Here is a 17,484-nt window from a genome sequence, read left to right on the forward strand (position 1 = left end):
CAAGGCCGCCCAGCGCCCAGGCCTGTGACCTGGCGTCCGCCACCGGCTCAGGGACGTCGGTGTGCTGACCTAGTCTCGAACCATGAGCGCAGCACCCGTGCCGGCCGCCACTTCCAGGTCCTCGCCGGCGGACCTGTTCTCCACGCCGGTCGACGGCGTCGAGGTGGTGGCGACGCTCTCGCCGAGCCGGGCCAACGACTTCATGACCTGTCCGTTGCGCTACCGGTTCCGGACCATCGACCTGCTCCCGGAGGAGCCGACCCGCGAGGCGCTCCGGGGCACGCTGGTGCACAAGGTGCTCGAGCAGCTCTACGACCTGCCTGCCGCGGACCGCACTCCGCTCCGAGCCGCGGGCCTGCTCCAGCTCGCCTGGCAGCAGGTGCTCGAGACCGAGCCCAGCGTGGCCGCGCTGTTCGACCCCGCTGGAGAGGCCGACGACTTCGACACCTGGCTGGCCACCTGCTCCGACGCGCTGGCGAGCTACTTCGAGCTGGAGGACCCGCGGCGGCTGGAGCCGGCGGAGCGGGAGTCCTACGTGGAGACGCTGCTGGGCTCCGGACTGCTGCTGCGCGGCTTCGTCGACCGGTTGGACGTCGCCGCCGACGGCGCCATCAGGGTGGTGGACTACAAGACCGGCCGGTCCCCGGGTCCGATGCACGAGGCTGCTGCCCTGTTCCAGATGCGGTTCTACGCGCTCATGATCTGGCGCACCCGAGGCGTTGTTCCGGCCATGCTGCAGCTGGTCTACCTCGGCAACCGGGAGATCCTGCGCCACTGCCCCGACGAGGCCGAGCTCGCGGCCACCGAGCGCAAGGTGGAGGCGCTGTGGCGCGCGATCCGCCTTGCGGAGGAGACCGGCGACTGGCGTCCCAGTCCCAGCCGGCTCTGCTCCTGGTGTTCCTACCAGTCACTGTGCCCGGCGTTCGGCGGCACTCCCCCAGCTTCCGCTGCTGCGGTGTGAGGCCTCAGCCGACCGCGGCCGCCTCGGGGGTCACGGCATGGGCTGTGATCTTGCCGGCCAGGATCTCCTCGGCGTAGTGGCACGCCACCCGGTGCCCGGGCTTGAGCTCGCGCAGGGCGGGACGCTCGGTGTCGCAGCGCGACTCCTGCCGGAAGGGACAGCGGGTGTGGAAGCGGCAGCCCGAGGGCGGGTTGGCAGGCGAGGGCAGGTCTCCCTGCAGCAGGACCCGCTCCCGGCTCGCCTCGACGACCGGGTCCGGCACCGGGACCGCCGACATCAGGGCCACCGTGTAGGGGTGCATCGGCTGCGTGTACAGGTCATCGGCGGGCGCCTGCTCCACGATGCCGCCGAGGTACATCACCGCCACCTCGTCCGAGACGTGGCGCACCACGGCCAGGTCGTGGGCGATCACCAGGAACGTGAGGCCGAGCTGCACCTGCAGGTCTTCCAGCAGGTTCAGCACCTGCGCCTGGATGGAGACGTCGAGCGCAGAGACCGGCTCGTCGGCGATCACGAACCTGGGCTCCAACGCCACCGCGCGAGCGATGCCGATGCGCTGGCGCTGCCCGCCCGAGAACTCGTGCGGGTACTTCTGCGCCGCGCTGCGCGGCAGGCCCACCTGGTCCAGCAGCTCGGCCACCCGGTTGCTCTTGTCGTAGGCGATGCCGTGGGCTCGCAGCGGCTCGGTGAGGATCGTCTCCACCGACTGCCGGGGGTTGAGGCTGGCGAGCGGGTCCTGGAAGACCATCTGCATGTCCTGGCGGATGCGCCGCAGCGCCTCGCCGGACAGCGACGCCACGTCGGTGCCGTCGAAGAGCACCCGGCCCTCGGTGACGGGCGCGAGCCGCAGCACGGCACGCCCCAGCGTGGACTTGCCGCAGCCGGACTCCCCCACCAGCCCGAGAGTCTTTCCGCTGTGGATCTGCAGGTCCACCCCGTCGACGGCCTTGACCGCGCCGACCTGCCGGTTCAGCAGCAGCCCGTCGCGGATCGGGAAGTGGACCTTGAGTCCTTCGATGTCGACCAAGGGCTCGGTCACGACGTGATCTCCGTCCGGGTGCGGTCCAGGGGGTTGTAGCAGCGAAGCATCCGGTCGCCTGCGGGGAGCAGCTCCGGCGGCCCGGCGGTGCACTGCTCCACCGCGTTGGTGCACCGGGGGGCGAAGGCACAGCCCTGCGTCCACGGGATGGTCTGGGTGGGCGAGCCCGGGATGGGCGTCAACGGCTCGCCGCGCGGCGCGTCCAGGCGCGGGATGCTGGCCAGCAGCCCGCCGGTGTAGGGGTGGCGCGGCGTGGCGAAGAGGCGCTCCCGGGTGGTCGACTCCACGATCCGCCCGGAGTACATGACGTTGACCTGGTCGCACAGACCAGCGACCACGCCCAGGTCGTGGGTGATCATCAGCAGCGCGGCGCCGGTGTCGGCGACCAGGTCCTTGAGCACCTCCAGCACCTGCGCCTGGATCGTGACGTCGAGGGCGGTGGTCGGCTCGTCGGCGATCAGCAGCCGGGGACCGCAGGCGAGGGCGATCGCGATGAGCACCCGCTGCCGCATGCCGCCCGAGAGCTGGTGGGGATACTCGCGGACCCGCCGCGCGGGGTCCGGGATGCCGACCTTCTCCAGCAGGTCGATCGCCCGGCTCCGCGCCTCGGACTTGGAGACGTCCTCGTGCCGGAGGATGACCTCCGAGACCTGGGTCCCCACGGGCACGACCGGGTTGAGCGAGGTCATGGGGTCCTGGAAGACCATGGCGATCTCCCGGCCCCGCAGCCGCGACATCGCCCTGGTGGACTCGGTCAGCAGGTTCTTGCCGCCGTAGCGGACCTCTCCGCTGACCCGCACGCCCCGGTTGGGGAGCAACCCCATGATCGCGAGCGAGGTCACCGACTTGCCGCTGCCGGACTCCCCCACCAGGCCGACGTGCTCGCCGGGGTGGATGTCGAAGGAGACCTCGTCGACCGCCGTCGCGGCGCGCTGGCCCTTGAGGCCGAACACGACGCTGAGATCACGCACCGAGAGCAACGGCTCCCCGGTGCGGTCCGGGCTGGTCCTCATCGTCGGCTCCTAGGGTCGAGTGCCTCGCGCAGCGCCTCACCGAAGAGGGTGAAGCCGAGGGCGGTGATTGCGATCGCGGCGCCCGGGAGCAGGGCCAGCTGGGGGGCCACCTGGAACCGGTCCTGGGCGGCCACGAGCATGCGGCCCCACTCCGCCACCGCCGGGTCCGGCTGGCCCAGACCCAGGAAGGACAGGGCAGCGACCTCGATGATCGCAGTGGCGAGGTTGAGGGTCGCCTGGACCACGGTCGGGCCCAGCGAGTTGGGCAGCACGTGGCTCATCACGATCCGCCGCTTGCGCAGGCCCAGCGCCTCGGCGGCGACGACGTAGTCGGCACGCCCCTGGGCGAGCATGGAACCGCGGAGCAGGCGGGCGAAGACCGGCACCTGGGCAGCGCCGATGGCGATCATCACCGCGTAGGGGCTCTGCCCCAGCACGGCGGCGATGCTGACGGCCAGCAGCAGGCTGGGGACCGAGAGCATGATGTCGACCACGCGCATCACGGCCTGGTCCACCCAGCCGCCCACGCGGCCGCCGACCGCAGCGGAGCCGCCCGCCAGGACGCCGAGCGCGAGACCCGCCACCAGGCCGATGGCCGTGGCGGCCACCCCGTAGAGCAGCGACTGCCGGGCGCCGTACACCAGCTGGGTCCACAGGTCGGAGCCGAAGCGGTCCAGCCCGAGCCAGTGGTCCTCGCTGGGGCCCGGCACGCTGGAGGGAGTGACCTCGCCGGACCACTCGGCGGAGCCGGGCTGGTAGGAGGTGAGCAGGGGGGCGAAGATCGCGAGCAGCACGAAGGCGAGCACGATGACCGCACCCACGATGGCGGTGGGGTTGCGGCGCAGCCGCCGCCAGGCCGCGCGGAGCAGGCTGACGCCCGGCTCGTCACCGGGAGCGGGCAGCCCGGGCGTGCCGGAGAGGGCCGGCGCCAGGGGGATGCTCATGAGACACGCACCCTCGGGTCGATGACGCCGTAGGCGACGTCCACTGCCAGGTTGATGAGCGCATAGATGATCGCGATGAAGAGGATGAAGCCCTGGAGCACCGGGTAGTCCCGTTGCCCGATGGCCTCGAACAGGTACTTGCCGATGCCGTTCCAGGCGAACACTGTCTCGGTGAGCACGGCTCCGGAGAACAGCAGCCCGGCCTGCAGCCCGATCGTGGTGACCACCGGGAGCAGCGCGTTGCGCAGGATGTGGCGGCGCGAGACCACGCGGCTGGACAGCCCCTTGCTGCGGGCGGTCCGCACGTAGTCCTCGTTGAGCACGTCAGCCACCGCGGCCCGGGTGATCCGCACGATGATCGCCAGCGGGATGGTGCCGAGTGCGATCGCGGGCAGCACCAGGTGGACCATCGCGTTCCAGGCGGCGTCCCACTCCTGGGTGATGATCCCGTCGAAGACGTAGAAGTTGGTCACGTGCGTGGCGTTCATCCGGGCGTCCTGCCGCAGGGTGGTGGGCAGGATCCCGAGCCAGTCGGCGAAGACCAGCTTCAGCAGGATCGCCAGGAAGAAGACCGGGGTCACCACGCCCAGCAGCGATCCGGAGACGATGAAGGTGTCCAGGAACCGGCCCTGGTGGCGAGCCGCGAAGTAGCCCAGCGGGACGCCGATCAGGACGGCCAGCAGCAGCGCCGCGAGCCCGAGCTCGAGCGTGCCCGGGAACTTCTCCAAGAAGCTGGCGGTGACGGGCTGACCGGTCTTGATCGAGCGACCGAAGTCCCCGGTGAGGAGTGCCTTCACGTAGGTGAAGTACTGCCCCACCAGGGGCTCGTTGAACCCGTAGACCTCGTTGACGCGCGCGATGCCCTCCGGCGTCGCCCGTTGACCCAGCAGGGCTCTGGCCGGATCACCGGGCAGGGCCCGGACCCAGGCGAAGAGCAGGATCGACAGACCGACGAGCACTGGCACCATCAGGGCCAGCCGCCGGAGGACAAAGCGCAGCATCAACGAGGCCTTTCACCCGCGTGAGCGGGTTCGATACGAGTCAGGGAACAGATCAGCCGACGGAGACGGTGTTCCAGGGCTCGTCGTTGACAGGGCTCTGCTGGTATCCCTCGACATCGGGACCGAACGCCAGGGAGGGCGCCGGGTGTGCCAGCGGGACGCCCGGGAGGAAGTCCATGACGTCGGCGTTGATCTCCTCGTACAGCGGGGTCTGCTCCTCGACCGTGGCCATGCCTCGCGCCTCGGTGAGCTTGTCGAACAGCTCCTTGTTCTTGAAGCCCCACTCGGGGGTCTCGGTGCCGAAGAAGACGCCGACGAAGTTGTCGGAGTCGTTGTAGTCACCGGTCCAGCCCAGCAGGTGCAGGCCGTGGTCGGAGGTGCCGTTGATCTTGTCCAGGTAGTCCGGGGACCAGACGTCGGCCACGGGCTTGATCTTCAGGCCCACCGCCTCCAGCTGCGAGCGGAGCACGTTGAAGGTGTCAGCCGGCGACGGCATGTAGGGACGCGAGACATCGGTCGGGTAGTTGAACTCAATCGTCGCACCAGCAGCGCCAGCGTCCGCGAGCAGCTGCTTGGCCTTGGCCGGGTCGTACTCGTACTCGGTGACCGAGTCGTTCCAGCCCACGACACTCTGCGGCATGAACTGGGTGGCGATCTCGGAGCCCTCGGGCAGCGAGGCCTTCGCCACGGCGTCCTTGTCGATTGCGTGGGCGATGGCCTGACGCACCCGGACGTCGCTGAGCAGCTTGTTCTTCTGATTCATGCCCAGGTAGAGGACGGTGAACGGGTCGCGGGCCATGACCTGCATGCCGGCGTCCTCGAGGGGCTTGAGGTCGGCCGGGCCAATGAGGTCGGCGCCGTCGACGTCGCCGTTCTCCACCGCGGTGGCGCGGGCGGCCGGGTCGGCGATGGCCACCACGTTGACGGTGTCGACCTTCGCCATGTCGCCCCAGTAGTCGTCGTTGCGCTTCAGGGTCACGCGGTTGCCGCGGTCCCAGGACTCGAAGACGAACGGACCGGTGCCGGTCGGGTGCGCGGTGGAGTACTCGGTGGTGTTGACGTTGGCGGCCGCGTCGTCCTGGTACTTCTCCAGGGCTTCGGGGCTCTGCATCGCCAGGGCCGGCAGCGAGAGCGCGGCGATGAAGCCGGCGAACGGCTCGTTGAGCACGATCTTGGCCTCGTGGTCGGCGGTCGCCTCACACGTCTCGTAGATGCCCTCACCCTTGGTGGGACCGTTCGCGAAGCCGCGGAAGAGCTTGGCGTAGTAGTAGGCGAAATCGTCGCTCTGCACGGCCTCGGGGAAGTTGTACCAACGGTCGAAGTTGGCGCACACCGCCGCGGCGTTGAAGTCGGTGCCGTCGTGGAACTTCACGTCGTCACGCAGGGTGAAGGTGTACTCCAGTCCGTCCTCGGAGTTCTCCCACTCGGTGGCGAGGAGCGGCGCGGGGTCCGGGGTGCCCGGCTCCGTGCCCACCAGGCCCTCGAACATCTGGCGCGCCACCCGGAAGGTCTCGCCGTCCGAGGCGAAGGCCGGGTCCAGCAGCTCGGGCTCGGCAGCTCCGGCGAACACGAACGTCCCGCCGCCGCCCTCGCTCTCGTCGGACCGGTCGCTCTCGGCACAAGCGGAGAGCAGCAGCGCCGCTGCGGCCAGCCCCACCCCTCCGACTCGAAGTCGCCTCTTGGATGTGATTCCCACGTCGTCACCTCACTGTCGTGCCCCGCCGTCGCGCCGGGCAGACCAGGGAGATTACTTTCCCGCGTGAGCCCCGTCACCTACCGGTCCCGGGATTCTTGATTGCGAAACGACAACGACTCTGCATCGGCGGAACTACCGGACGTGCGTGGCCCTCAGCGCCTCCGTGTCCAGGCCGGCCAGGGTGTCGGCGAAGACCCGCCGCTCCCCCTCCAGGATGGGTACGTGGTTGGGTACGCAGAGCACCACGCACCCGGCCGACTCCGCCGACCGCGCGCCGGTGTTGGAGTCCTCGATGGCCAGGCAGTCGCCTGCTGCGAGCCCGAGCTCCGCGGCCGCCTTGAGGTAGGGCTCGGGGTCCGGCTTGCCGCGGGTGACGACGTCGCCGGTGACCACGGCCTCAAACGTCCCGGCGGGCAGCGACGCCAGCACCGGCTCCACCAGTCGCCGGTAGGACATCGTCACCAGGGCGCACGGTACGCCGGCAACCCGGAGGTCGGCGAGCAGCTCACGGGCGCCCGGCCGCCAGGGCACGGCCTCCTCCACCTGGGCGATCACGGAGTCCAGCAACGCCTCGACGATCTCCGCCGGTTCCAGGGAGATCCCCATGTGCTCGCGGATGTACCTGCCCGAGTCCAGCAGGTCGTTGCCCACCAGGTTCAGGGCGTGCTCCTGCGACCAGGTGCCGCCGTACCGGTCCGCCAATTCGAACTCCGCCGCGATCCAGTACGGCTCGGTGTCGACCAGGGTGCCGTCCATGTCCCACAGGACTGCGCGCACGTCAGTCCTCGGGGTCGTAGCCGAGGTTCGGGGAGAGCCAGCGCTCCGCCTCGGCCAGGGTCCAGCCCTTGCGCTCGGCGTAGTCGGCGACCTGGTCACGACCGAGGCGCCCGACCACGAAGTACTGCGACTGCGGGTGGGAGAAGTACCAGCCGGAGACGGCGGCACCGGGCCACATCGCCATCGACTCGGTGAGCTGGATGCCGGTGCGCGCCTCGACGTCGAGCAGCCTCCACAGCTCGGCCTTCTCGGTGTGGTCCGGGCACGCGGGGTAGCCGGGCGCGGGCCGGATGCCGGTGTAGCGCTCGGCGATCAGGTCCTGGTTGGCCAGCTGCTCGTCGGCGGCGTGGCCCCAGAACTCCTTGCGGACCCGCTCGTGCAGGCGCTCCGCGAAGGCCTCGGCCAGCCGGTCCGCCAGGGACTCCAGCAGGATCGCGGAGTAGTCGTCGAGCTCGGCACGGAACCGCTCGATGTGGGCCGCGGAGCCCAGCCCGGCGGTGACCGCGAAGCCCCCGACATGGTCGCTCAAGCCGGTCTCCTTGGGCGCCACGTAGTCCGACAGCGCCCGGTTGGGCACACCGTCACGGTGCTCGCCCTGCTGCCGCAGGTGGTGCAGGCGGGTGAGCACGTCGGTCCGGGAGCCGTCGACGTACAGCTCCAGGTCGTCGCCGACCGCGTTGGCGGGGAAGAAGCCGTAGACGGCGTTGGCCGTGAGCCAGTCCTCGGCGATCACCTTGTCCAGCATCTGCTGGGCGTCGTCGTACAGCTTGCGGGCGGCCTCGCCGGTGACGGGGTTGTTGAGGATGTCGGGGAACCTCCCCTTCATCTCCCAGGCGTTGAAGAACGGCTGCCAGTCGATGTAGTCGCGCAGCTCGGCCAGTGGGTACGACTCCAGCACGTGGACGCCCGGGTTGGCCGGCGCCGGTGGGACGTAGCCCTCCCACTCGATCGGGGTGCGGTTCTCCCGGGCGGCAGCCAGGTCGAGCATCGGGCGGTCGTGCTTGGTCGCGTGGCGGGCCCGGAGCGAGTCGTAGTCCGCCTTGACGTCGGCCATCAGCCGGGGGCGCTGCTCGGCGTGCAGCAGCGCGGCCGCGGTGGGCACGGAGCGCGAGGCGTCCTTGACCCAGACCACGGGGCCGTCGTACTTGGCGTCGACCTTGACCGCGGTGTGGGCTCGTGAGGTGGTCGCCCCGCCGATCAGCAGCGGAATGGTGAGCCCCCGGCGCTGCATCTCGGTGGCCACGGTGACCATCTCGTCCAGCGAGGGGGTGATCAGCCCGGAGAGGCCGATGATGTCGGCACCCACCTCGACGGCGGTGTCCAGGATCTTCTGGGGCGGGACCATCACCCCGAGGTCGATGACCTCGTAGTTGTTGCACTGCAGGACGACGCCCACGATGTTCTTGCCGATGTCGTGGACGTCTCCCTTGACCGTGGCCATGACGATGGTGCCGTTGGTGTCCTTGACCGTGGCGAGCTCGGGGTTGTCCCGCTTCTCCTGCTCGATGAACGGGATCAGGTAGGCCACCGCCTTCTTCATCACCCGCGCGGACTTCACCACCTGGGGCAGGAACATCTTGCCGGCACCGAAGAGGTCGCCGACGACGTTCATCCCGTCCATCAGCGGGCCCTCGATGACCTCGATCGGCCGCCCGCCGCGGGCCGCGATCTCGGCGCGGAGCTCCTCGGTGTCGGACTCGGCGTAGGCGTCGATGCCCTTGACCAGCGCATGGGTGATGCGCTGGCCCACGGGATAGGAGCGCCACTCGTCCTCGACCACCTCGGCGTCGGCGGACTTGCGGTTGTAGGTCTCCGCGATCTCCAGCAACCGCTCCGCCGCGTCCTCACGACGGTTGAGGACCACGTCCTCGATCCGTTCCCGCAGGTCGACGTCGACGTCGTCATAGACGGTCAGGGCGCCCGCGTTGACGATCCCCATGTCCAGGCCGGCGCGGATGGCGTGGAAGAGGAAGACCGCGTGGATCGCCTCGCGCACCGGGTTGTTGCCGCGGAAGGAGAAGGAGACGTTGGAGATGCCGCCGGAGACCAGGGCGCCCGGCAGGTTCTGCTTGATCCAGCGGGTGGCCTCGATGAAGTCCAAGCCGTAGGAGGCGTGCTCCTCGATGCCGGTCGCGACCGCGAAGACGTTGGGATCGAAGATGATGTCCTTGGCCGGGAAGCCGACCTCGTCCACCAGGATCCGGTAGGCCCGCTCGCAGATGGCCTGGCGGCGTGCCAGGTTGTCGGCCTGGCCGTCCTCGTCGAAGGCCATCACGACCACGGCTGCGCCGTACTTGCGGCAGAGCCGCGCGTGGGCCCGGAACTGGTCCTCGCCCTCCTTCATGGAGATGGAGTTGACGATCGCCTTGCCCTGGACGCACTTGAGCCCGGCCTCGATGACCGCGAACTTGGAGGAGTCGATCATCACCGGGACCCGGCTGATGTCGGGCTCGGAGGCGACCAGCTTGACGAAGCGGTCCATCGCGGCGACGCCGTCGATCATCCCCTCGTCCATGTTGATGTCGATCACCTGGGCGCCGCTGTCGACCTGCTGCAGGGCCACCGACAGCGCGGTGTCGTAGTCGCCGTCCTTGATGAGCTTGCGGAAGCGGGCAGAGCCGGTGATGTTGGTGCGCTCCCCCACGTTCACGAACAGGCTCTCCGGGGTGACCGTGAAGGGCTCGAGCCCGGACAGCCGCAGGGCGGGCTCGATCTCCGGCACCACCCGGGGCGCCTTGCCGGCAACCGCTCCGGCGATCGCCGCGATGTGGGCGGGCGTGGTGCCGCAGCATCCGCCGACCAGGTTGACCAGACCGGCCTCGGCGAACTCACCGACCACGGCTGCGGTCTCCGCGGCAGCCTCGTCGTACTCGCCGAAGGCGTTGGGCAGCCCGGCGTTCGGGTACGCCGAGATGAAGGTGTCCGCGACCCGGCTCAGCTCCGCCACGTAGGGACGCATCTCCTTGGCGCCCAGCGCGCAGTTCAGCCCCACCAGGAGTGGCTTCGCGTGGCGCACCGAGTTCCAGAAGGCCTCGGTCGTCTGCCCGGTGAGGGTGCGGCCCGAGGCGTCGGTGATGGTGCCGGAGATGACGACCGGCCAGCGGCGACCGAGCTCCTCGAAGACGGTCTCGACCGCGAAGATCGCCGCCTTGGCGTTCAGCGTGTCGAAGATGGTCTCGATGAAGAGCAGGTCGGCCCCGCCGTCGAGCAGCCCGCGCGCGGCGGTGGTGTAGGCGGCGACGAGCTGGTCGAAGCTGATGTTGCGGGCACCGGGGTCGTTGACGTCGGGCGAGATCGACGCCGTGCGGGTGGTGGGGCCCAGCGCTCCCGCGACGTAGCGAGGACGCGCCGGGTCCAGCGCGGTGACCTCGTCGCAGACCGTCCGCGCGAGCTCGGCGGCGGCGTGGTTGAGCTCGTAGGCCAGCTCGTCCATCCCGTAGTCGGACAGCGAGACCGCGTTGGCGTTGAAAGTGTTGGTCTCGATGATGTCCGCGCCGGCGTCGAGGTACTCCCGGTGGATGGCCGCGATGATGTCGGGCTGGGTCAGGGTGAGCAGGTCGTTGTTGCCCTGGACGTCACTGGGCCAGTCGGCGAAGCGCTCGCCCCGGTAGCCGGCCTCGTCCGGGCGGTCCCGCTGGATCGCCGTGCCCATGGCCCCGTCGACCACGAGCACCCGCTCCCGCATCGCAGCCGTCAGCGCGTCCGTGCAGTCCGGGCGGTGACGGATGGCGAAGTCGCTGGCCACTGGTGCTCCTTCGAGAACGATTCTGGTGCGTGGGACGGGCCGTCCCCTTCACAGTAGGAGGCGGGTCCGGAGGATGGACAGGCGTACCGAATCGTGACACTCGGGGCGAGCACCCGCGAAATCCGGCCCAGCGCCTACGCTGGAGGGGTGATCGAGATCGATGAGCTGACCGATTTGGTCAACCCCCTGGTGATTGCCGCCTTCGAGGGCTGGAACGACGCCGCGGATGCCGCGTCCTCGGTCGTGTCACACCTCATCGACGTCTGGGACGCCACGATCGTGGGGGCCATCGACCCGGAGGACTTCTACGACTTCCAGGTGAACCGCCCCATGATGGGCACCGACGAGCGTGGCCACCGCCGCCTGACCTGGCCCACCACCCAGATCGCCGTGGCCTCGCCGCCCAACCTCGACCGCGACGTGATCCTGATCCGCGGCATCGAGCCCAACATGCGCTGGCGCCAGTTCTGCGCCGAGCTCCTGGCCGCCTGCGACGAGCTCGGGGGCGAGCTGGTGGTCACGCTGGGGGCGCTTCTGGCCGACACCCCCCACACGCGTCCCATCCCGGTGACCGGGACGGCGACCGAGCCCGACCTGGTGGACCGGCTCAAGCTCGAGCAGTCGACGTACGAGGGCCCGACCGGGATCGTCGGCGTCTTCCAGGACGCCTGCATCCGGCTGGACATCCCGGCGGTCTCCTACTGGGCCGCCGTCCCGCACTACGTGGCGCAGCCGCCGTGCCCGAAGGCGACGCTGGCGCTGGTCGGCCAGCTCGAGGAGCTCCTGGAGACCAGCATCCCGCTGGGAGACCTCCTCGAGGACGCACGGGCCTGGGAGCGCGGCGTCGACGAGCTCGCTGAGGAGGACGAGGACGTCGCCGACTACGTCCGGTCCCTGGAGGAGACGCGCGACACCACCGACCTGCCCGAGGCATCCGGCGAGGCCATCGCCCGGGAGTTCGAGCGCTACCTCAAGCGCCGCGACGACGACTGAGGACCGTCGTCGGCGCCGCGGGCGCTGCCGCGACTACAGCGACAGGCCGAGGGCCGCGTCGATGAGCTGGTGCACCGCGTGGCCGGCCCTCTGGTCGGAGGTGTCGGCCAGCCCTCCGGTGCCGAGCGTGGCTGCCACCCACTGCTCCACCACGTCCACGGCGGTCGGAGCGTCGAGGTCGTGCGCGAGGGCGGCGAGCACGCCCTCCACCACCGGCGCCGATGGGGCGCCCGCTCCCAGGGAGAGCGCCTTGCGCCACCGCTGGATGGTGTCCACCGCGTCCCACAACGCCGCGTCGGTCCACTCCCAGTCACTGCGGTAGTGGTGGCGCAGCAGCACCAGCCGCAGTGCCATGGGGTCCACGTCGCTGTTGCGCAGCTGGGAGACGAAGACGAGGTTGCCCCGCGACTTCGACATCTTCTCGCCGTCGTAGGCCACCATCCCGGCGTGGGCGTACCCCTGGGCGAACCGCTCACCCGAGGCGACGTGGGCGTGGGAGGCGCACATCTCGTGGTGCGGGAAGACCAGGTCGGACCCGCCGCCCTGCACGTCGAAGTCGACGCCCAGGTGCTCCTGGGAGATCGCGGTGCACTCGATGTGCCAGCCCGGACGGCCCCTGCCGAAGGGACTGTCCCAGGAGGGCTCGCCGGGACGCTCGCCCCGCCAGACCACGCAGTCGAGTGGGTCCTTCTTGCCTGCGCGGTCCGGGTCGCCGCCGCGCTCCGCGAACAGCGGCGTCATCTGTGCTCGGTCCAGCCCGGAGACCGAGCCGAAGGTGGAGTCCGCGGAGACGGAGAAGTACAGGTCGCTCTCGACCTGGTAGATCGATCCCGCGGCCTGGAGTCGCTCGATGTAGGCCACCGCCCACGGGATGGACTCCACCGCACCGACCAGGTGGTCGGGCGGAAGCACCCGCAGCGCATGCATGTCCTGGCGGAACAGCTCGGTCTCCCGTTCAGCGAGCTCGACCCAGTCGATCTTCACCTTGTCGGCCCGCTCGAGCAGCGGGTCGTCCACGTCGGTCACGTTCTGCACGTAGGTGACCGGGTGGCCGGCGCTTCGCCAGGCGCGGTTGAGCAGGTCGAACGCCACGTAGGTGGCGGCATGCCCCATGTGGGTGGCGTCGTACGGCGTGATGCCGCACACGTAGAGCCGTGCGGCTCCGGCAGGGCTACTGGTGCGCAACCGGCCAGTGGCCGTGTCGTGGAGCTGCACGGGGGGCCCGACGACAGGCAGGACGGGGACCTCCGGAGCAGACCAGGCGCGCATGCGGTGCAGCCTACCTAGAAGGGCGGCCAGGGAATCGTGGGCCACCCGTCCTGGGGCACTGCCATCCGCTGGGTGGACAACAGACGGCGACACCGCCAGGTCAGCGCCGCGGTCTCGTCGGGCGTGATCAGCTCACCCAGCTCGGCACCGAGCTCACCCTGGAGGCTGTCCAGCAGGGATTCCACGACGGCCAGGTCGCCTGCTGGGACTCGGGTGCCCGCCCAGCCCCACAGCACGGTGCGGAGCTTGTCCTCGACGTGGAAGGTGACGCCGTGGTCGACTCCGTAGCGGTGCCCCCCTGGCATGGCCAGCACGTGCCCACCCTTGCGGTCGGCGTTGTTGACCACCATGTCGAAGATCGCCATCCGACGCAGCGGCGCCGAGTCCTCGTGCACCAGCGCGACCGGTCGGTCCCGGGCGTCCAGCCCTTCGAAGACGTGCAGGTAGCCCGCTGGCCGGCTGTCCACGTCCACGATGTCGACCGCAGCCTGCTCGGGATCCGGCTCCTGCCAGACCTGCACCATGCCCGGCCCGTGCGGACCATCGCGCAGGATGGTAAGCGGCACGACGTTCCAGCCCAGCGAGACCGAGACCCGGTACGCCGCCACCTCACGGTCGGCCAGGGTCCCGTCCGGGAAGTCCCACAGCGGCCGTTCGCCGGCCACCGGCTTGTAGACCACCCGGACTCCGTCCACCTCCCCCACGAAGGTGGCGTTGGAGGCCGGCATCACCCGGCCGTGCAACGCGAGCTCCCCGTCGCGCAGGCGGTGCGGGTCCACCTCCCCCGGGCGGGACTCCCCTGGCGGTGTGCTCACGGCTCCCGGCGCCGGAACCCGTTGGCGCGCACGCACAGGTGTCCGTCCGGGTCGACGGGGTTGCCGCAGAAGGGGCAGCTGGGTCGGCCGGCCTCGACGACCTGTAGCGCCCGGGCGCAGAACGCCCGAGCCATGCCGGGCGAGATCCGCACCACGAGCAGCTCCTCGGGCTCCGGCTCGGCGAAGTCCTCCTCGACCTGGTCCGGGGCGATCACGACCGTCTCGGAGAACGGGAACACCTCGATGACGACCCGCTCGTCGCCCGGGTCCCAGGACAGCGTCATGGTGCCGGCGCGGAACTCCTCCTCGATCGGCTGGTCCAGAGGGGCGCTGTCCTGCAGGTCGACCGGGGCCACCGCAGGGATCAGCGTCTCCTGCCCGGGAGCAGCCATCAGCTCGTCGAGCAATTCGTCGACCCGCTCCACCAAGGCGATCACCTGCTGCTTCTCCAGGGACACGCTGACCAGCCGGGCGTCGGCCCGCGCCTGGAGGAAGAAGGTGCGCATGCCGGGTTCGCCGACCGTGCCGGTGACGAAGCGCTCGGGGGGATCGAAGGAGTGGACCAGTGGCATGCCACCACCCTAGGACGGCGGCCCAGCCGGCGTCGGACCGGCGCCGCCTCCGACCGCCGCGTCATCGGCTGCGCCCCCCTCTGGGAGCGGCGGAGCGAGCCAGGACAGGTCGCCGGCATGGCTGTTGCTCGTCACCACGAAAGGGCGGGCGGAGGTGAAGCGCACGATGCTCACCGAGGCCGGGTCGACGACGATCCGCTGGAACTGGTCCAGGTGCGACCCCACGGCGTCGGCCAGGATCGACTTGATCACGTCGCCGTGGCTGACCGCCGCCCAGACCGCGCCGGGACCGTGCTCAGCCTCGATGGCGGCATCGCGCTGACGCACCGCCGCCACGGCGCGGTCCGACATCTCACGCAGCGACTCGCCCCCGGGGAAGCGGGCGGCCGAGGGCTGCTGCTGCACGGTCTTCCACAGCTCCTCCTTCGCCAGCTCCTTGAGCGTGCCGCCCTGCCAGCTGCCGTAGTCGCACTCGGTGAGCCGCTTCTCGGTCTGGATGCGCGACTTGTGCTGCTGGGCGCTCGCAATGGCCCGGGCAGTCTCGCGACACCGTTCCAGGGGACTGCTGACCAGTGCGGCCAGCGGCACTGCCGCGAGCCGTGCGGCGGTGGCCGCCACCTGCTCGCGCCCCACCTCGTCGAGGAGCACCCCGGGGAGCCGTCCGGCGAGGGTCCCGCTGGCATTGGCGGTCGTCCGGCCGTGTCGCACGAGTATGAGGGTTGCCATGCCGGCGACTGTAGTGGGGCTAGCCTCGGTTCGTGATTGTCGACAACGCGGTGTACCGCAATGGCAGGCGGGTCGCGCACGACCTGCTCGTGAACGACGTGGTGGGGGTCGGTGCGGCCAGACAGCCAGGTGACTTCCAGTGGATCGGCCTGCACCAGCCGGACGAGAGCGAGATGCACGCGGTCGCCGACGCCTTCGGTCTGCATCCCCTGGCTGTCGAGGACGCCCTGAGCGCCCACCAGCGACCCAAGCTCGACCTCTACGAGGGCATGCTCTTCCTGGTCATCAAGACTCTCTGGTACGTCGACGAGCTGGATGCCGTGGAGACCGGGGAGATCGAGATCTTCGTCGGCTCCGACTACGTCGTCACCGTGCGCCACGGCGCCGGATCGGACCTACAGGCGTCCCGTCGCGACCTCGAGCACCGCGCGCAGGTGCTGGCCCACGGGCCGGCAGCCGTCCTGTACGCCGTCTGCGACCAGGTGGTCGACGCCTACGAGGCGGTCGGCGCATCGCTGGAGGAGGACGTGGACGAGGTCGAGGCCAGCGTTTTCTCCGAGGCGCGTACCAACGACTCGGCGCGGATCTACACCCTCAAGCGGGAGCTGGCCGAGGTGCGGCGCGCGGTGGTGCCGCTGCGGGAGCCGTTGAGCAGGATGGTCCACGGACGCGTGCCCGGCGTCCCCGAGGAGACCGGACCCTACTTCCGGGACGTCGCCGACCACTTGCAACGGGTCAGCGACGTGGTGGACAACCTGGACTCCCTGCTCTCGACGGCGTTCGACGCCTACGCCACCCGGATCTCCATCCAGCAGAACGAGGACATGCGCAAGATCTCGGCCGGAGCCGCCCTGGTCGTGCTGCCCACGCTCGTGGCCGGGATCTACGGGATGAACTTCAAGTACATGCCGGAGCTGGACTGGCGCTACGGCTACCCGTTCGCGATCACGGTCATGGTGGGTATCGCTGTGGGACTGACCGTGTGGTTCAAGCGTTCCGGCTGGCTCTGAGCGCCCGGGTGGTCAGGAGGTGAGCACCCCGGCCCACAGGAGCGCCAGGGTGGCTGTGCCCAGCAGGACGCGGTAGATCACGAACGGGGTGTAGGAGCGGGTCGAGACGTAGCGCAGCAGCCAGGCGATGGCGGCGTACCCGACCACGAAGGAGACGACCGTGGCGGTGATCGTGGGGGCCCAGCCGTAGGTGTTCTCCCCGTGCGGGATCTCCTTGAGCTCGAACAGGCCCGCGCCCACCACGGCGGGGATGGCCAGGAGGAAGGCGAACCGAGTGGCGGCCTCGCGCTCGAAGCCCAGGAAGCGGCCCATGGAGATGGTCGCGCCGGAGCGGGAGACGCCGGGGATCAGCGCCATCGCCTGGGCCAGGCCCATCAGGACCGCGTCGCGGAGCGAGAGCTTCTTGATCGGCTTCTCCGCCCTGCTGAAGCGGTCCGCGATGCCCAGCACGACCCCGAGCACGATCAGCGCCGTGCCGGTGATCCACAGGTTGCGGAAGTCGCGCTCGATGAGGTCCTTGAGGAGCACTCCGAGGATCACGATCGGTAGCGAGCCGATGATGATGTACCAGCCCATCCGGGTCTCGAGCGTGCCGCGGAACTCCGGCTTGAAGATCGATTTCACCCAGGCCGTGCCGATGCTCCAGATGTCCTTGCGGAAGTAGATCAGGACGGCCAGCTCGGTCCCGATCTGGATCACCGCGGTGAACGCCGCTCCGGGGTCCCCCCAGCCGAAGAGCTCGGGGAAGATCCGCAGGTGCGCGCTGCTGGAGATCGGCAGGAACTCCGTCAGCCCCTGGATGGTTCCGAGGGCAACGGCCTTGAGGAGATCCCACATGGGGCGAAAGCCTAAGGCCGCACCTGCGGCGCATCGGCACGCGCCCAGATCGGCGTGCCTGCGCGAGCTGTCCACCGGCCGCTGAC

At 70.0% G+C, this 17,484-nt stretch carries 15 protein-coding genes; 3 read left to right on the top strand and 12 right to left on the bottom strand.

Going from position 1 to position 17,484, the window contains the following annotated elements; all coding sequences use genetic code 11:
- Positions 1-82: 82 nt before the first annotated feature.
- A complete protein-coding gene (locus C5H89_RS07915) occupies positions 83-961 on the top strand; it encodes a PD-(D/E)XK nuclease family protein (RefSeq protein WP_104106470.1) in 879 nt (292 codons plus the stop codon).
- A gap of 4 nt (positions 962-965) precedes the next feature.
- Here the strand turns inward: C5H89_RS07915 and C5H89_RS07920 are convergent, their stop codons facing one another.
- The 7 genes from C5H89_RS07920 to metH form a co-directional block, all read right to left on the bottom strand.
- Complete coding sequence (locus C5H89_RS07920) at positions 966-2,000, bottom strand: oligopeptide/dipeptide ABC transporter ATP-binding protein (protein ID WP_104106471.1); 1,035 nt, start codon at positions 1,998-2,000, stop codon at positions 966-968.
- Positions 1,997-3,013 carry an ABC transporter ATP-binding protein gene (locus C5H89_RS07925; RefSeq protein WP_104106472.1) on the bottom strand — a complete coding sequence of 339 codons (1,017 nt, stop codon included), beginning with the start codon at positions 3,011-3,013 and terminating at the stop codon, positions 1,997-1,999. The genes C5H89_RS07920 and C5H89_RS07925 overlap by 4 nt, the downstream gene beginning before the upstream one ends.
- Positions 3,010-3,957, bottom strand: a complete 948-nt coding sequence (locus tag C5H89_RS07930) for an ABC transporter permease (protein WP_104106473.1) — start codon at positions 3,955-3,957, stop codon at positions 3,010-3,012. The genes C5H89_RS07925 and C5H89_RS07930 overlap by 4 nt, the downstream gene beginning before the upstream one ends.
- Positions 3,954-4,958: an ABC transporter permease gene (locus tag C5H89_RS07935; RefSeq protein WP_104106474.1), complete on the bottom strand. Its 1,005-nt coding sequence runs from the start codon at positions 4,956-4,958 to the stop codon at positions 3,954-3,956. Before C5H89_RS07935 ends, C5H89_RS07930 begins: the two co-directional genes overlap by 4 nt.
- Positions 4,959-5,010: 52 nt before the next feature.
- Positions 5,011-6,654, bottom strand: coding sequence for an ABC transporter substrate-binding protein (locus tag C5H89_RS07940; protein WP_104106475.1), 1,644 nt, complete (start codon positions 6,652-6,654; stop codon positions 5,011-5,013).
- A gap of 132 nt (positions 6,655-6,786) precedes the next feature.
- Positions 6,787-7,431 carry an HAD family phosphatase gene (locus C5H89_RS07945; protein ID WP_240181763.1) on the bottom strand — a complete coding sequence of 215 codons (645 nt, stop codon included), beginning with the start codon at positions 7,429-7,431 and terminating at the stop codon, positions 6,787-6,789.
- A gap of 1 nt (position 7,432) precedes the next feature.
- Positions 7,433-11,158 (bottom strand): methionine synthase, encoded by a 3,726-nt coding sequence (metH, locus tag C5H89_RS07950; protein ID WP_205304960.1) that lies wholly within the window; start codon positions 11,156-11,158, stop codon positions 7,433-7,435.
- 165 nt (positions 11,159-11,323) lie between these two features.
- Between metH and C5H89_RS07955 the strand changes: the two genes are divergently transcribed.
- Entirely contained in the window at positions 11,324-12,169 is an 846-nt protein-coding gene (locus tag C5H89_RS07955; RefSeq protein WP_104106476.1) for a PAC2 family protein, read from the top strand.
- Positions 12,170-12,202: 33 nt separating this feature from the next.
- On the opposite strand, the gene mshC is transcribed toward C5H89_RS07955, so the two are convergent.
- The 4 genes from mshC to C5H89_RS07975 are packed head-to-tail and all read right to left on the bottom strand — an operon-like array spanning position 12,203 to position 15,551.
- Positions 12,203-13,438, bottom strand: coding sequence for a cysteine--1-D-myo-inosityl 2-amino-2-deoxy-alpha-D-glucopyranoside ligase (gene mshC / locus C5H89_RS07960; RefSeq protein ID WP_104106477.1), 1,236 nt, complete (start codon positions 13,436-13,438; stop codon positions 12,203-12,205).
- Between the two features lie 14 nt (positions 13,439-13,452).
- A complete protein-coding gene (locus tag C5H89_RS07965; protein WP_275887109.1) occupies positions 13,453-14,253 on the bottom strand; it encodes an SCO1664 family protein in 801 nt (266 codons plus the stop codon).
- The gene (locus C5H89_RS07970) at positions 14,250-14,825 is read right to left on the bottom strand and encodes a DUF3090 family protein (protein WP_104106479.1); all 576 of its coding nucleotides are present in this window, start codon (positions 14,823-14,825) and stop codon (positions 14,250-14,252) included. The genes C5H89_RS07965 and C5H89_RS07970 overlap by 4 nt, the downstream gene beginning before the upstream one ends.
- Positions 14,826-14,834: 9 nt before the next feature.
- Positions 14,835-15,551, bottom strand: coding sequence for a histidine phosphatase family protein (locus tag C5H89_RS07975; RefSeq protein WP_104106480.1), 717 nt, complete (start codon positions 15,549-15,551; stop codon positions 14,835-14,837).
- Between the two features lie 32 nt (positions 15,552-15,583).
- Here C5H89_RS07975 and corA point away from each other — a divergent pair, with 32 nt between their 5' ends.
- A complete protein-coding gene (gene corA, locus C5H89_RS07980) occupies positions 15,584-16,561 on the top strand; it encodes a magnesium/cobalt transporter CorA (protein WP_104106481.1) in 978 nt (325 codons plus the stop codon).
- A gap of 12 nt (positions 16,562-16,573) precedes the next feature.
- Here the strand turns inward: corA and C5H89_RS07985 are convergent, their stop codons facing one another.
- Complete coding sequence (locus C5H89_RS07985) at positions 16,574-17,398, bottom strand: undecaprenyl-diphosphate phosphatase (RefSeq protein ID WP_104106482.1); 825 nt, start codon at positions 17,396-17,398, stop codon at positions 16,574-16,576.
- Positions 17,399-17,484 lie beyond the last annotated feature (86 nt).

The sequence above is a fragment of the Nocardioides sp. 616 genome (genome assembly GCF_002930065.1).
In the GTDB taxonomy this organism is placed as follows: domain Bacteria; phylum Actinomycetota; class Actinomycetes; order Propionibacteriales; family Nocardioidaceae; genus Nocardioides; species Nocardioides houyundeii.